The sequence below is a fragment of the Georgenia sp. Z1344 genome, from assembly GCF_057652375.1.
On the sequence record NZ_CM172728.1, the window covers coordinates 798,043 to 813,525 of the forward strand.

General features: G+C 74.6%; 12 protein-coding genes. 4 read left to right on the top strand and 8 right to left on the bottom strand.

The genetic code is table 11. The annotated features are described in order from the left end of the window. Nucleotides 1–55: 55 nt before the first annotated feature. On the bottom strand, nt 56–3,115 hold the full coding sequence (locus tag AC24FB_RS03535; RefSeq protein ID WP_425714496.1) for a UPF0182 family membrane protein: 3,060 nt from the start codon (nt 3,113–3,115) through the stop codon (nt 56–58). Nucleotides 3,116–3,331: 216 nt separating this feature from the next. Here AC24FB_RS03535 and AC24FB_RS03540 point away from each other — a divergent pair, with 216 nt between their 5' ends. Continuing rightward, a complete protein-coding gene (locus AC24FB_RS03540) occupies nt 3,332–3,964 on the top strand; it encodes a PPA1309 family protein (protein WP_425714497.1) in 633 nt (210 codons plus the stop codon). Between the two features lie 93 nt (nt 3,965–4,057). Here AC24FB_RS03540 and AC24FB_RS03545 read toward each other — a convergent pair whose 3' ends face one another. Further along, nucleotides 4,058–5,272 (bottom strand): YlbL family protein, encoded by a 1,215-nt coding sequence (locus tag AC24FB_RS03545; protein WP_425714498.1) that lies wholly within the window; start codon nt 5,270–5,272, stop codon nt 4,058–4,060. A 124-nt stretch (nt 5,273–5,396) separates the two neighbouring features. Between AC24FB_RS03545 and AC24FB_RS03550 the strand changes: the two genes are divergently transcribed. Both AC24FB_RS03550 and AC24FB_RS03555 read left to right on the top strand, forming a co-directional pair. Further along, complete coding sequence (locus AC24FB_RS03550) at nt 5,397–6,965, top strand: zinc-dependent metalloprotease (protein ID WP_425714499.1); 1,569 nt, start codon at nt 5,397–5,399, stop codon at nt 6,963–6,965. A 90-nt stretch (nt 6,966–7,055) separates the two neighbouring features. After that, on the top strand, nt 7,056–8,150 hold the full coding sequence (locus AC24FB_RS03555; RefSeq protein ID WP_425714500.1) for a thiamine biosynthesis protein ThiF: 1,095 nt from the start codon (nt 7,056–7,058) through the stop codon (nt 8,148–8,150). A gap of 174 nt (nt 8,151–8,324) precedes the next feature. Here AC24FB_RS03555 and AC24FB_RS03560 read toward each other — a convergent pair whose 3' ends face one another. The 3 genes from AC24FB_RS03560 to AC24FB_RS03570 form a co-directional block, all read right to left on the bottom strand. Next, a complete protein-coding gene (locus AC24FB_RS03560) occupies nt 8,325–8,681 on the bottom strand; it encodes a WhiB family transcriptional regulator (RefSeq protein ID WP_425714501.1) in 357 nt (118 codons plus the stop codon). An 84-nt stretch (nt 8,682–8,765) separates the two neighbouring features. Further along, a complete protein-coding gene (locus tag AC24FB_RS03565; protein WP_487560984.1) occupies nt 8,766–8,987 on the bottom strand; it encodes a hypothetical protein in 222 nt (73 codons plus the stop codon). Between the two features lie 191 nt (nt 8,988–9,178). Further along, on the bottom strand, nt 9,179–11,326 hold the full coding sequence (locus tag AC24FB_RS03570) for an ATP-dependent DNA helicase UvrD2 (RefSeq protein WP_425714503.1): 2,148 nt from the start codon (nt 11,324–11,326) through the stop codon (nt 9,179–9,181). A gap of 254 nt (nt 11,327–11,580) precedes the next feature. Here AC24FB_RS03570 and AC24FB_RS03575 point away from each other — a divergent pair, with 254 nt between their 5' ends. Continuing rightward, nucleotides 11,581–11,841, top strand: coding sequence for a mycoredoxin (locus tag AC24FB_RS03575; protein ID WP_425714504.1), 261 nt, complete (start codon nt 11,581–11,583; stop codon nt 11,839–11,841). Nucleotides 11,842–11,976: 135 nt separating this feature from the next. Here AC24FB_RS03575 and nudC read toward each other — a convergent pair whose 3' ends face one another. The 3 genes from nudC to AC24FB_RS03590 form a co-directional block, all read right to left on the bottom strand. Continuing rightward, nucleotides 11,977–12,927 (bottom strand): NAD(+) diphosphatase, encoded by a 951-nt coding sequence (gene nudC, locus AC24FB_RS03580; RefSeq protein WP_425714505.1) that lies wholly within the window; start codon nt 12,925–12,927, stop codon nt 11,977–11,979. A 43-nt stretch (nt 12,928–12,970) separates the two neighbouring features. Beyond that, nucleotides 12,971–14,062: a tRNA 2-thiouridine(34) synthase MnmA gene (mnmA, locus tag AC24FB_RS03585; RefSeq protein WP_425714506.1), complete on the bottom strand. Its 1,092-nt coding sequence runs from the start codon at nt 14,060–14,062 to the stop codon at nt 12,971–12,973. Nucleotides 14,063–14,158: 96 nt separating this feature from the next. After that, nucleotides 14,159–15,373: a cysteine desulfurase family protein gene (locus AC24FB_RS03590; RefSeq protein WP_425714507.1), complete on the bottom strand. Its 1,215-nt coding sequence runs from the start codon at nt 15,371–15,373 to the stop codon at nt 14,159–14,161. Nucleotides 15,374–15,483 lie beyond the last annotated feature (110 nt).

Below are 15,483 nucleotides of genomic sequence, written 5' to 3' on the forward strand. Positions count from 1 at the left end.
GACGAGCACGCAGCTCGTCGTCGGGGGCCGTCCTCGTCAGGCGATCCCGCCTGTCCTACTCGCTCGGCGTCTCCACGCCGGCCGAGGGCGCCTCGGAGGCGGACTCGCCCACCGACTCGCCGCCGGTGGCCGACGCGATCTCGTCCTGCGCGGCGATCGCCTCCTCGACGGCCGCCGTGAGCCGCTCCTGCGCCTCGCCGTACGCCGCCCAGTCGCCGGCCGCCATGGCCTCGTTCGACTCGGCCAGGGCGGTCTGCATCTCGGCGAGCGCCTCGTCGAGCCGCTGCTGTGCCGCCGCCGGGACCTCGACGGACCCCGTGGGCTCCTCAGGCTCGGCCCCCTCGGACGGGGACTCGACGCCCGCGCCCTCGCTCGTGGCCGCGCCGGACTCGCCGTCGAAGATCTGGTCGAGCGCCTCGTCGAGGGTCGGGGCGAACCCGATCTCGTCGCCGAAGCCGACCAGCACGCGCTGGAGCGTCGGGTACGCGGTGCCGCCGGAGGACTGGACGTACACCGGCTGGACGTAGAGCAGGCCGCCACCCACGGGCAGGGTGAGCAGGTTGCCGAGGAGGACGTCGGACCCGCCCTGCCGCAGCAGGTTGAGCTCCGTGGAGACCTCCGGGCTGGAGTTGAAGTTGTTCTGCACCTGCCCGGGTCCCGGCACGGTCGAGTTCCTCGGGAGCTCGATCAGTCGGAGGTCCCCGTAGCCGTCCCGCACCTCCCCCGGGGTGTCGCCGGTCTCCGAGTCGACGGCGAAGAAGCCCGTCAGCACGTTCCGCGGGTTCTCACCGCCCGGGATGTAGGCGGTCGAGAGCGAGAAGGTCGCCTCGTCCTGTCCGGGCATCTGCAGCGTGAGGTAGAAAGGCGGCTGCTGGACGCCGTTGTCGGACGCCGTCGGGTCGGTCGGGATGTTCCAGAAGTCCGAGCCGGAGTAGAAGGTCGCCGCGTCCGTGACGTGGTACTCGGCGAGCAGCGAGCGCTGCACCTTGAACAGGTCCTCCGGGTAGCGCATGTGCGCCATGAGGTCGCCGCTCATCTCTGAGATCGGCTGGATGTTGCTCTCGGGGAACACGGACTGCCACGCCTCGAGGACGGGGTCCGGGTTCTCCCCCTCCTCCTGCTCCCACTCGTAGAGCGTGACCGAGCCGTCGTAGGCGTCGACCACGGCCTTGACCGAGTTGCGGATGTAGTTGACCTGCTCCGGCACATAGGCGGTGCCGGCGACACCCGCCTGCCCCTCGGACAGCGAGTCCTCGGTGGCCTCCTCGAGCGACTCCCGCGCGGAGTAGGGGTAGTCGTTCGACGTCGTGTACCCGTCGATGATCCACACGAGCCGCGACGGCGTCTCGGGATCGTCGTCGTCGTCCACCACCGCCGGGTAGGCCCGCGAGTCGAGGGTGAGGTACGGGGCGGCGCGGGCCACGCGCTCGTGCGGGTCGCGGTGGAAGAGGATCTGGGACTCCGAGGTCACGCGGTCGGAGAACATCAGCTGGACGTCGCCGAACCGCATGGCGAACATCGCGCGCTCGAAGATGTTGCCGATCGACGGGCCGCCGTCGCCGGTGAAGGTCGAGTTGACCTGGCCGTTCGGGGCGGAGTCCGCGGGGTAGTCGAGCTCCCACGGGTCCGTACCCTCGGGCGCGCCGACGATCGAGTAGAAGTCGGTGTCCTGCCCGAAGTACACGCGCGGCTCGTAGTCGCCGAGCGCGCCCTCCGACGGGATGCCCTCCTGGAAGAACAGCGGACGCCCGTCGGAGTCGACCGAGTTGCCCTGGGCCGCGACCACCCCGAACCCGTGGGTGTAGACCGTGTGCTCGTTGACCCAGGTGCGCTGCTCGGCGCTGAGGCCGTCGTGGTTGACCTCGCGGACGGAGATGACCGTGTCCTGCATCTCGCCGTCGAGCTCGTACCGGTCGACGCTCAGCTGCGGCGGGAAGCCGTAATACTGGCGGATCTGCTGGAGCTGGTCGAAGGTCGGCGAGACGAGGTTCGGGTCGAGCAGACGGATCTGCGTGGTGGCGGCGCTGTCCTGGCCGAGCTGGCCGCGCTCGACGTCGGTCGTGGGCTCGTAGGCCTCCGACTGCACCCCGTCGAGCCCGTACGCCGCCCGTGTGGCCTCGATGTTGCGCTGGATGTACGGGGACTCCGCCTCGATGGCGTTCGGCTCGACCTCGAAGCGCTGGACGATCGCCGGGTACGCGGTCCCGACGACGATCGCCGCGACCACCATCATCGCCACCCCGGCGGCGGGCAGGCGCCACGTGCCACGCACGGCCGCGACAACGAACATCACGGCGACGAGGACCGCGATCGCGGCGAGCACGCCACGGCCCGGGAGCGCGGCGTTGACGTCCGCGTAGGACGCACCGGAGAACCGCTGGTTGTTGCCGACGAGCAGCGAGTACCGGTCGAGCCAGTACGAGGCGCCGAGCAGGAGGGCGAAGATCGCGGCGAGGACGCCGAGCTGGACCCGGGCGCCGCGGGAGACGCGGCTGTCCTTGCGGGCGAGCGAGAGCCCGCCGTACAGGTAGTGCGCGACCACCGTGGCGACGAGGCCGAGGACGACGATCGTCATGACGACCCCGAGGAGGGCCCGCAGCGCGGGGAGCGTGAAGACGAAGAACCCCATGTCGAGGCCGAACTGCGGGTCCGTGGTGCCGAACGACTGACCGTTGAGCCACAGGAGGATCTCGCGCCAGGCGGCCTGCAGACGCATGCCGACGAACACGCCCGGGACGAGCGCGGCCGCGAGGAACAGCAGGCGGCGGCGCGGCTCGATCATGCCGCGGTAGCGGTCGAGGTTGCGCTCCTCCGGTGTGGTGGGCGCATAGACCTTGCGCGACCGGTAGGCGATCTCCAGGCAGGCGAGGACGACGGCCGCGGTGACGACGAGCCCGATGAGGAACAGGACGGCGCGCGAGCCCCACTCGCGGTAGACGACCCCCTCGTACCCGACCTGGTAGTACCAGGACAGCTCGGTCCACACCTGCGCGAACGCGAACACGAGGGCGCCGAGCACGCCGATGACGATGATCGTCATCGCGAGGGTGCCGATCGTGCGCTCGTTGGACCCGGAGGAGGGCCGTGGGCCCTGCGCGCGGCCTGGTCGGGACATGGGTGGAATGGTCACGCGGAAGGCACCTCACGAATGTGCGGTCGCGCGACCCGGCATCGGGACCCACGACTGTCGACGGTCTCCCCCAGGGTAAGCGGTGGGACGACCGCGACGAGGCGCGCCCGGGAGGCGCTCACCACGTTGTTCGCGCACGGCGCAGCACCGGGGACCGACGCACGACGGCGACACCCCCGCCGGGTGGGCGAGGATGGCTCCATGACCGACGCCGCGAGCCCCGCCACCCCCGAGAACGACGGCCCGACGACGAACCCCCCGCCCGGTGCCGGTTCGCCCGGCGAGGGCGCGGACGCCCCGACGCCGCGGACCTCCGCCGTGCGGGCCGCCGTGATGGACCTCGAGCGGCACGCCGCGCGGTCCGGGTGGGACGGGCCCGTCGTCGTCGCGGCGCTCGTGCGCACGGGCGAGGCGCTCGCGGCGGACCCGTCGATCGAGTCGAGCCTCGGCGTCGAGGCGGTGCTGGCGGGGCGCGCGGACCCCGAGCATCTCTTCGCTGTCGAGCAGGAGGGACTGCCGGAGGCGGACACCCTCGACGAGCTCCTCGGCCGGCTGGCCTGGCCGGACGAGGTCGCCGGGGCCGCGATCGTCGTCGAGCGGATCGTCGTGCCGCCGGAGGCCGAGGCCGGGCTGCCGAGCGACCCCGAGGAGTCGCTCGCCGCCCTGCGTGCGCACCCGGCCCGCGAGGACGTGCGGATGGCGGTCGGCGTGCTGCGCAGCGGGGAGTCCTGGTGCGCGCTGCGCACCCGGGCCCACGACGACGACACGATGGTCGCCGGCTCCCCCGACGCCGTGCCGGGACTCGTCCACGCCCTGGCGGCGACCTTCGAGTAGCGGGCGCGGGCGGGCGATCTCGGGGCCGGCCGGTCGCCGCCCTCGGTACGGGCCCTCGACGGACGGCCGTCGAGCGCCGCGCGGCGCTCGACCTCAGTCGCCGACGGCCTCGCAGCCCGGCAGCTCGTCGCCGCGTCCGGCCGCGATCTCCTCGACCGCGGTCTGTGCCTCGGCCAGCGTGGTCACGCGGACGACCTGCAGGCCGTCCGGCACGTAGCCCACCGTCTCGGCGCAGTTCGCCGCGGGGGCGAGGAACCACTCGGCACCGTCGTCGACCGCGCCGACCATCTTCTTGCGGATGCCCCCGATCGGGCCGACGCGGCCGGCGAGATCCATCGTCCCGGTCCCGGCGATCTCCTCCCCGCCCGTCATCTCGCCCTCGGTGAGCATGTCGATGATCGCGAGCGCGAACATCGTGCCGGCCGACGGGCCGCCGATCCGGTCGATGTCGAACGCAATGTCGACGGGGACGTCCGGGTCCGGCAGGATCCCGACGCCGAGGAGCGAGCCCTCCTGGACCGGCGCGCCCGAGGCGTCCACCGGCGGCGCCGTCGTCACGACCTCGACGACCTCCTCCGCGCCACCGCGCTCGACCCGGACCTGCACCGTCTCTCCCGGCGGGACCTCCCCCAGGGTGCCGACGAGCTGCTGATAGTCGGCGACGTCCTCGACCTGCCCGCCGGGCGCCGCGATGCCGGTGATGACGTCGTCGACCTCGATCTGCCCCGCCGCCCCGGACTCCTCCGCGACCGCCGAGACCGTGAGCGTCATCGGGATGTCGTACCCGAGCTCGGTCAGCGCGGCCACGGTGGCGTTCGTCTGCGAGGAGAGCATCTGGGCCTCGCCGCGCTGCGCGATCTCCTCCGACGTCTCCGACGGGGAGAACACCGCCTCGCGCGGGACCACGGTCTCGGAGCCGAGCACCCAGGCACGCACGACGTCGCCGGCCGTCACGGGGTGGCCGGGGCCGCCGACGGTGGAGACCGTGGTCAGGCGCAGCTCGCCGCTGGTGGGGTAGGTCTCCGCGCCGTCGACGGTGATGAGCGGGTGGCCGTCGAGCTCACCGAGCGTGTCGACGGTCGGACCGGGCCGCTCGACCGCGTACGGGAGCGGGACGAGCATGATGACGAGGAGCAGCAGGACCGACAGGCCGCCGGAGATCGCGAGCGTGAGGGTGCGGGCGGTCAGCGGGCCGGGCGCGTCGTCGGGGCCGTCGTGGGCGTCGGGGCCCACCGCGTACGGGCCGTCCGCGCGCGAGGGTGCGTAGGCGTCGTCGCCCGACGGGTAGAGGTGGTTCGGGTTCGGCACCCGGACATCATGCCTCCGGCGGGCACCGCGCGGTCGCGCGCCGGCCTTAGCCGTGGGCGAACCGGGCGCGGCGCGGGGCTCGCGGCGCACTACCGTGGGAGTCCGATCGAAGCCGAGGAGTGCCATGAGCCAGGACCCCGCCCCGCGCGAGCCCGAGGACGGCGACGCCGACAGGAGCAGCTGGGAGGAGATGCTCTCCTCGATGCTCGGCCCGGAGGCCGCCGCGCAGGCCGTCCAGGCGATGCGCAGCGCCGGCATGGACCCAGCGGCCATGGGCCAGGCGGCCGGCCTGCCCGGCGACGCCGCGTCCCTCGGCCCGCTCATCGCGCAGGTCCAGGCGATGATGCGGCCCGACGGCAGCGGCCCCGTCAACTGGCGGCTCGCCACCGACCTGGCGCGACGCACCGCCACCGCGGAGGGCGACCCTGCGGTCACGTCCGCCGAGGCCGACGCCGTCCGCGCGGCCCTGCGCGCCGCGGACCTGTGGCTCGACGTCGCCACCGAGCTCCCGCCGGCCGGCGGCCCGCGCGAGGCCCTCACCCGGGCGGCCTGGGTCGAGCGCACCCTGCCGATGTTCCGCTCGCTCGCCGAGCCGGTCGCGGCCTCGATGTCCCACGCGCTCGCGGGGGCCATCGGCAAGCAGCTCGAGGACGCCCCCGAGGAGATCAAGGCGTTCGGCGCGCAGCTTGGCGACGAGAGCGGGCTGCTCGGCCAGATCGGGCAGGCCGTCTACGGCATGCAGCTCGGCCAGGCCGTGGGCACGCTCGCCCGCGAGGTGGTCGGCACGACCGACATCTCGATCCCGCTGCTCGCCGACCCCGGCGCCGCCCTCGTGCCCGCGAACGTCGCCGCGTTCGCCGAGGGGCTCGAGATCCCGCTCGACGAGGTGCGCCACTTCCTCGCCGTCCGCGAGCTCGCGCACGCCCGGGTCTTCGCGCACTCCCCGTGGCTGCGCGCCGGGGTGGTCGACGCCGTCACCGCCTACGCGCGCGCGATCACGATCGACACCTCGAAGATCGAGGACGCGGTTCGGTCCGTCGACCCCACCGACCCGGACGCGCTGCGCGGGGCGATGTCCGGCGGCGTGTTCGACCAGGACGACACCCCCGAGCAGGAGGCGGCCCTCGGCCGGCTCGCCACGCTGCTCGCGCTCGTCGAGGGCTGGGTGGAGGAGGTGACGGCCCGCGCCGTCGCCCCGCACCTGCCGCACGGGGTCCAGCTGCGCGAGATGCTCCGCCGGCGCCGGGCGGCCGGCGGCCCCGCCGAGCAGACCTTCTCCACCCTGGTCGGCCTCGATCTGCGGCCGCGCAGCCTGCGCGAGGCCGCGCGCCTGTGGGAGCTCTACGGCGCGGAGCGCGGCCAGGAGGCCCGCGACGAGCTGTGGTCCCACCCGGACGTCCTGCCCACGGCCGAGGAGCTCGCCGACCCCGAGGGCTTCGCCGCCGGGCGGGAGAAGGCCGCCGAGGAGACCTCCGACGTCGACTCCTTCCTCGCCGAGCTCTTCGCCGAGGACGGCGACGGGCAAGCAGGTGGCGACGCGGGCGACGGCGCGGGTGACGGCGCGGCCTCGGACGATGCCTCCGATGAAGACGCGGGCTCGAGCGAGACCGGGGACGGCTCGGGCGAAGGCGACTCCCGAACGGACGGTTCGGGCGGGGATGGCTCCGACGACGAGGCCCCTCCGGGCGGCTGACGCACCGCCGTCCACAGCCCGCGCGACCTGGGGACGACCCGGGCGCGCGCCCCCGTCCGGGTGGCAGCGTCTGCCCCGGGGGTGGTCGAGATGCGACTGGTGTCCGGGATGGACGTGCTGTGGCGGGGAGCCGGTTCCTCGCAGGTCGGGAGCGACCCTCGGTGCGCCGTGGTGCTCGAGGGGCTCAGCGGCGCCGAGCAGCAGCTGATCGAGGCCCTGGCCGGCTCCCCCTCGCGGCAGGACCTGCGCCGCCGGGGTGCGGCGTCGGGCGTGAGCTCGGCCCGGGTGGACCGCCTCGTCGAGCTGCTCACGCGCGCCGGAGTGGTGACGGAACCTCCGTCGGTCGACGGGCGGACGGCGCACGGCGGGTCTCCCTCCCTGCGCCCCGCGGGAGACGGGACGACCGGCGACGCGCAGTGGCGAGAGCGGGCGGGGCTCGCGGGGGCGGCCGGTCTCGCTGGGGCGGCCGGTATCGCGGGAGCGGCCGGTGCTGTCGACGCGCTCGCATCCGCGGTCGTCGGCGTCACCGGCCTCGGGCGCACCGGCGCGCTCACGGCCGCCGGACTGGCCGCGGCCGGGGTCGGCACCCTGCTGCTCTCGGACCCCTCCCCCGTCCTGTCGACCGACGTCCTCCCCTACCGGTCGACCGACGTCGGCCGGCCGCGGGAGTCGCGGGTCGCCGAGGACCTGCGCTCCGCCGCACCGCTGCTCCGGTTCGGCGCCCCGGCGGGCACCTGGCCCGATCTCGTGGTGGTGACGACCTCCCGCGTGAGCGACCCGCCCCTCCTCCGCCGCCTGACGCAGGAGGACGTACCGCATCTGGTCGTCGTCGTCGGGGAGCTCGCCACGACCGTCGGTCCGCTCGTCGTCCCCGGCCGGGGGCCGTGCGCGCGGTGCCTCGACCTCGCCCGCGCTCGGTCCGAGCGGGCGTGGCCGGCGGTCGCCACCCAGCTGCGGGTCCTGCCGGAGCAGGCCGAGCCCTACACGCAGGCGAGCTGGGCGGCCGGGACCGCGGTGCGCGCCGCCCTCGAGCTCCTGCGGGCGCCGGGCGGGCGGCCCGCGCTGACCGGGGCGTCGGTCGAGCTCGACCTCGACGGGGCCGAGCTGCGGCGTGAGTGGCCGGTGCACCCGGACTGCGGGTGCACCGGTCCGGAGCCCACGAGGGGGTCCGGGGTCACGGGATGAGCGGGTCACCGGGTGAGGTCTCACGAGGCGACCGGTCGTCGTCTTGAGGGGTTCGTCGTCGTGAGGGGTTCGTCGTCGGGCTCCCAGCCCGCGCGGGTGACGGGCGGCAGCACACAGGTGACGGGCGGGCGCTCGGCAGGTGTGCCGGGCGCCCGCCCGCCCCTCACTCGTCCCTCAGGCGGCGGCGTTCTTCCGCGGACGACCGCGGCCGCGCTTGACGGCCACGACGACGCCGTCGACGAAGACCTCGCCGCCCCAGACGCCCCACGGCTCACCGCGCTCGACGGCGCCGGCCAGGCAGGCCTCCCGCAGGGGGCAGGGGCCGCACATGGACTTGGCCAGCTCGACCTCGGTGGTCCGCTCGGCGAACCACAGGTCGGGGTCGTCAGAGGTGAGGCAGGGCAGGGCCGCCGGGTCGCCCTCGTCGGTGCTGTGCGACGGGCGCGCGAGGCCGATCGAGGCGGTGGTGGGGCGCGTCGTCGCGTCGGTCCTGATGGATGGGGCCAGGTACGCAGTGGTCTGCGTGGTCATCGGGTGCTCCGGTGGTGCGTCGGTCTCCTGGTGGGGGACGGCGACGAGGCCGTCGGGTTGTCCCGACGGCGCACGCGGAGCGTGTCAGCCCAGGTCGGGACGGAGGTGCGCCGTGGGGCGCGCGAGGTTCCGCGGACGGGGGAACGCAGAGTTCTCCCCGGCAGCATCGGCGCCGCGATCACGAAGGCCCGCAGCGGCGACGCCACCTGCGCACGCGGAGGTGCTCGCGAACGCATTGCGCGCGTTCACAGCGGACACGGCGAGATCGATACCGATCGCGTAGCTGCTGTTCCTCATCTCGAGCACCTCCTTCTCCTCACCAGGGGATCGTCGTGGCTGGCTAGACCCGATCCCGTTCGACACGGACAACAGCGACAGTAGGCGGCCCCCATCCGAGGCACAAGGGAATTAACGGACGGACTTTCGAGATCGCCACGCGGCGGTCCGGGCGGCGGTCCTGGGTACGTGTCGGACGACCGTCGGGCGCCCCGTCCTGCTCACCCCTCCGTGCGGCTCAGCCACTCCTCCGCGTCGACCTCCTCGCCGCGCACGACGGCGAGCACCTGGCCGCCGAAGCGGTCGAGCTTCGTGGCCCCGACGCCCCGGATGAGTCCGAGCTGGCGCAGGTCAGCGGGCTGGTGGACGGCGATCTGCTGCAGCGTCGCGTCGGGAAGCACCGAGTAGGCGGGCCACCCGCGCAGCCGCGCGGCCTCCGAGCGCCACGTGCGCAGGCGCTCGAAGAGCTCGACCGCCTCGGGGTGCTCCGTCGCGAAGCTCTCGGCCCGGGCCTTGGCCGCAGCCTTCTTGCTCGACCGGTCGCCGCCGCCGCGGCCACCGCGCTCCTCCTCGGGCCACATGCTGTCGAGGAACCGCGAGCGCTTGCGGCTCGCCCGCCCGCCGGCCTGGCGTGCACGCGCGAAGCTCAGCTGGAGGTGCTCCCGGGCCCGGGTCACGCCCACGTACAGCAGCCGGCGCTCCTCGGCGATCTCGGCGTAGTCGTCGGCGTGGGAGATCGGCATGAGCCCCTCGGAGACGCCGACGAGGAAGACCGCGTCCCACTCCAGGCCCTTCGCCGCGTGCAGGGAGGCAAGGGTGACGCCCTCGACCGTGGGGGCGTGCTGCGCGGACGCGCGCTCGTCGAGCTCCGCGACGAGGTCCCCGAGGTCGGCCTGACGGGTCGCCGCGAGCGAGTCGGCGAGCTGGACGAGCGAGTCGAGCGCGTCCCACCGCTCCCGGGCGGCACCGCGCTGGGCGGGCGGCTCGGGCGACCATCCGGCGCCGGACAGCAGGTCCCGGACCGTCGGCCCGAGCTCGGCGTCCGCCATCGACCGGACGGCACCGCGCAGGAGGACGATCGCGTCGCGGACCTCGCGCCGCGAGAAGAACCGCTCGCCGCCCCGCAGGAGGTAGCCGATGCCGCGCTCCGCGAACGCCTGCTCGAACGCCTCGGACTGGGCGTTCGTCCGGAACAGGACGGCCATCTCGCTCAGGGCCACCCCTTCCTTCTGCAGCTCACCGATCCGGCGGGCCACCCCCGCCGCTTCGGCGGCGTCGTCGTCGTAGGTCTCGTACCGCACGGGGACCGAGCTCGGCCGCTGGGCGACGAGCTCGACCGCGGCACGGTCCCGGTCGCTGCCGGCGCGGGCGAGGATCTCGTTGGCGACCCGCACCACCTGCGGGGTGGATCGGTAGTCCCGCACGAGACGGACGACGGCGGCGCCCTTGTAGCGCCGCGGGAACTCGGTGAGGAAGCGGGGGGTCGCGCCGGTGAACGAGTAGATCGTCTGACTCACGTCCCCGACGACGCACAGCTCCTTGCTGTCCCCGAGCCACAGATCGAGGAGGCGCTGCTGAAGGGGCGAGACGTCCTGGTACTCGTCGACGACGAACCGGTTGTACTGGCCGCGCACCTCGTCTCGCACGTCGGTGCGCTCGAGGAGCATCGCGACCATCGACAGCAGCACGTCCTCGAAGTCGATGACGCCGCGCTCGGTCTTGACCGACTCGTAGAGCTCGAGGAGGCGGGCGATGGTCGCGCGATCGTGGCCGCCGACCTCGTCGCGGTCCTTCGACGCCGCGATGCGCGGGTAGTCCTCGGGCGTGACGAGGCTGACCTTGGCCCACTCGACCTCGGCCGCGAGGTCGCGCACCGTCACGCGGTCCGCCCCCAGGCCGAGGCGCCCCGCGGCCTCCGCGACGAGGCTCGCCTTGTGGGGGGCGATCTGTGGCACGGGTCCGCCGACGACACGGGGCCAGAAGTAGGAGAGCTGGCGCAGCGCGGCGGAGTGGAAGGTGCGGGCCTGGACGGCGCCCGCGCCGAGGTCCCGCAGGCGCGACCGGAGCTCGCCGGCCGCGCGGGCGGTGAAGGTGACGGCGAGCATGCGGCGCGGGTCGTAGGCGCCGGTGCGGACGCCGTAGGCGATGCGGTAGGTGATGGCGCGGGTCTTGCCGGTGCCCGCGCCGGCGAGGACCGACATGGGGCCGGTGAGGTGCTCGGCGACGGCCCGCTGGTCCGGGTCGAGCGCGTCGAGCAGCCGGGCGGGGTCCTCCGGCTCGGGCGCTCCGGAGGCCGGGTCGGAGCCGGCCAGGTCGGATCCGGCGGGGACACGGGTGGGATCGAGGGCATCGTTCAGCGGCGCGGACATCGGGTCCAGTCTCTCAGGGGGCGACGACACCGCCGGGCCGGCCTGTGGACGGGCAGGCGGTGGCGTGCGGTGGCGCGTCGTGCCGTGGCGCGCGGTCGCGCGCCGGCACGGACGGACGGACGTCACGGCGCGACGTCGGCACGGGGCACGACACGCCGACGGGGAAGAATTCGGACGGCGTACTGTGTTGGTGCAGGCAGGACCGGCCCCCGCCGGTCGGCGCACGACGCCTCACCCCCTTCCGAAGGATGACGATGACGGTCACCGCCCCCCAGCCCGGCTCGGTCACGATGTTCACCACCACCTGGTGCGGATACTGCAGGAACCTCAAGAAGCAGATGACCTCCGCGGGCATCGCGTTCACCGAGATCGACATCGAGCAGACGCCGGACGCCGCGAGGCTCGTGGCCGAGGTCAACGACGGAAACGAGGTCGTCCCCACCGTCCTGTTCACGGACGGGACGACCGCGACGAACCCCTCCCTCAGCGAGGTCCGCAAGCGCCTCGAGGCGTGAGTACTACGTGCGGCCGCACTCTCGGCAGATCGACACCGCACTCTCGACCCGCTGCACGACGACGAACCGCAATCTCGGCGGCTCCCAACCGCAATCTCGACGGGCACCAACCGCAATCTCGACGGAACGGGTGGGTCAGCCGAGGAGCTCTCCGCCGTACCAGTCCTCGATGAGCGAGCGGGCGATCGAGCTGCGCATCGGCAGGTAGACCTCGCCGAGGCGCACCGCGCTCTCGAGCTCCTCGCGCGTGAAGAGCCGCAGCTCGGTGACCTCCTCGCCGTCCGGCCGCGCGTCCTCGACGCCCTCGATGCGCGCGGTGTAGCCGAGCATGAGCGAGCACGGGAACGGCCAGGGCTGCGAGCCGCGGTACTCCATCTCGACGACCCGGACGTTGGACTCCTCCATGATCTCGCGCCGCACGGCCTCCTCGGCGGACTCCCCCGACTCGACGTAGCCCGCGAGCGTGGAGAACCGGCCCTGCGGCCAGTGCACGGCGTGGCCGAGCATGAGGCGGTCGCGGTCGTCGACGAGGGCGACGATGACGGCCGGGTCGGTGCGCGGGAAGTGCGGCACCTCGTCCTGGGCGCACCACCGCATCCACCCGGCGCTGCGGACCTCGGTCGGCTCCCCGCACCGCGGGCAGCGCGGGTGGCGGCGGTGCCAAGCGCCGAGCGCCACCGCGGTCGTGGCCAGCCCGGCGTCGCGGTCGCTCAGCGCGTCCCCGACGTCGCGCAGGTGGAGTGTCTGCAGCCCGTGCACGAGCTCGACGAGCGCCGCGTCCTCGACGATCGGCACGCCGTCGAGGTCCCGCTCGCGGCCGAGCTCGTCGGGCAGGACGACGGACAGGTAGGTGTGCTCGTCGTCGGCCCCGAGGAGGTGGACGTGCTCCGGGGTCCAGGTGATTCCCGGGACGTCGGCGGGGGCGAGCAGGACGAGCGCGTCGTCGGCGACCGCCACCTCGCCCTGGGACACGAGCAGCACCCGGGTCGTCGGGTCCTCACGCAGCCGCTCGTAGAGGCCGTCCTCGTCGCGCCGCTCGGCGGCCTGGTCGACGGTGGATCGGGCGAGGGGCAGGTCCGCGAGCATGACCCCACGGTAGGCCCGAACGGGCCGCGGCGTCCCTCCTCGGTCAGCCCCGGCCGCTGATCGTCGCCTGGCCGAGCACCCGGTCGCCGAGGTAGACCACGGCACTCTGACCGGCGGCGACGCCTCGGATCGGCTCGCGCAGCTCCACGGCGAGCGTCTCGCCGTCGTCGCCGGCCGTGCGCGTGACGACGGCCGGGTGCGCCGCGCCGTGCGCGCGGATCTGCACCGCAGCCTCGGTGGGGACCTCCGCGGGGTGGTCCTCGGCGAGCCACACGACGTCGGTCGCGTCGATCCGCCGGGTGGAGAGCAGCTCGGCGGGCCCGACGACGACGCGCGCCGCCCGCGTGTCGACGTCGAGGACGTAGCGCGGCCTCCCGTCCGGCGCCGGGCGGTTCAGGCCGAGGCCCTTGCGCTGGCCCACGGTGTAGGCGTAGGCGCCGGTGTGCTCCCCGAGGACCGCGCCGTCGGTGTCGACGATCTCGCCCGGCCGCTCGCCGAGGCGCTCACGCAGGAAGCCGGCGGTGTCGCCGTCGGCCACGAAGCAGATGTCGTACGAGTCCGGCTTGGCCGCCACCGGGAGGCCGCGCGCCTCGGCCTCGGCCCGGACGTCGGCCTTCGCCGCGACGTCGCCGAGCGGGAACAGCGCGCGGGACAGACCCTCGCGGCCGGCCACGGCGAGCACGTAGGACTGGTCCTTGTCCGGCTCGGCGGAGCGGAACAGGCGCGGCCCGGCGCCGTCGTGCTCGAGGCGGGCGTAGTGCCCCGTGGCCACGGCGTCGAACCCGAGGGCGCGGCCGCGGTCGGCGAGGACGGAGAACTTCACGTGCTCGTTGCAGCGCACGCACGGGTTGGGCGTGCGGCCGGCGGAGTACTCCTCGAGGAAGTCCTTGACCACGAGGTCGTCGAACTGCTCGGACAGGTCCCACACGTAGTACGGGATGCCGAGGATGTCGGCGGCCCGGCGGGCGTCGGAGGCGTCCTCGATCGAGCAGCAGCCCCGCGAGCCGGAGCGGTGCTCGGCGCGGTTGCGGGACAGCGCCATGTGGATGCCGACGACCTCGTGGCCGGCCTCGACGGCGCGGGCGGCGGCCACGGCGGAGTCGACCCCTCCGCTGAGGGCGGCGAGCACGCGCATGGGGGTCCTTCCGTCTCGCGCGGCCGCCGGGGCGCCGCGCAGGGGGTCGTTCGGGCGGCCACCATTGTCGCGCACCGCGCCGATCGCCGCGGCGGCTCAGGACGAGAGCGCGCCCACCGCTCGGGCGGCCTCCGCGGCGCCGGGGAGGGCCCGGACCACGGCGGCGACGTCGTCGGGCGTGGTGGTCCGCCCCATCGACAGGCGCAGCCCGGTGCGGGCGTCGGCCTCGGACAGGCCCATCGCGAGGAGGACGTCGCTCGCGCCGAGCACGCCGGTGGTGCAGGCGGCGCCGGGCGAGGCGTCGATCCCGGCGGCGTCGAGGGCGAGGAGCAGGGCGTCCGGGTCGGCGCCGGGGATGCGGACGTGCACGACGGCGGGGCTCACCTCCGCGGACTCCGGCCGGTCCGGGTCGGGGCCGGAGACGACGAGACCCGGGATGCGCGACGCGATCCCGGAGACGAGGTCGGCGCGCAGGGCGGACAGCCGGGCGGCGTGCGCCTCGCGGGTGGCGACGGCGTGCTCGACGGCGACGGCGAGCGCCACCGCGCCGGCCACGTCGAGCGTGCCGGAGCGGACCGAGCGCTGCTGCCCTCCCCCGCCGCCGACCGGGGCGAGCTCGAGGTCGCGGCGGGCGATGAGCGCCCCCGTCCCCACGGGCGCGCCGACCTTGGGGCCGGCGATCGTCATCGCGTCGAGGTCGCCGCCGTGGAACCGGACGGGCAGGACGCCGAGCGCCTGGGAGGCGTCGGTGTGGACGGGGACGCCGCGCGGGCGCTCCGTGCTCGTCGCGGAGCGCGCGATGCCGACGAGCTCGGCGAGGGGCTGGACGACGCCGGTCTCGTGGCACACCGCCGTGACGGAGAACAGGGCCGGCGGGCAGGAGAGGACATCGCGGGCGGCGTCGAGGTCGAGCCGGCCGTCGGGGTGGACGGGGAGCTGGTGAGCGACCGTCAGGCCGTCGTCCTCGAGGTAGCGGGCGGTGCGCAGGACGGAGGGGTGCTCGACCGCCGAGTGCGCGACGCAGCGCGGGGTGCGGCCGGCGAGGTGGGCGGCGCGGACGACGCCCGTGATCGCCAGGGTGTCGGCCTCCGTGGCGCCGGAGGTGAGGACGACCTCGGCGGCGTCGGCGACCAGGGCGGCGGCGATCCGCTCGCGCGCCTCCTCCCAGCGGGCCCGGGCGGCGCGCCCCGCGGCGTGACCGCTCGACGGGTTCCCCGGCGCCGCGACCTGCCGGGCCAGCTCCTCGGCGTGCGCCCCGGCGGCCTCGGGCAGGAGGTCGGTCGCGGCGGCGTGGTCGAGGTAGTGGCGCACGGTCCCCAGCGTAGAAGCCCACGGGTGCGGGGAGATTCCCGCAGTCTCGATGAGCAGTGACAGGGTCGCGCGGCGCGCCGCCACCGTCCGCTGGGGTTGGATAGGACGGT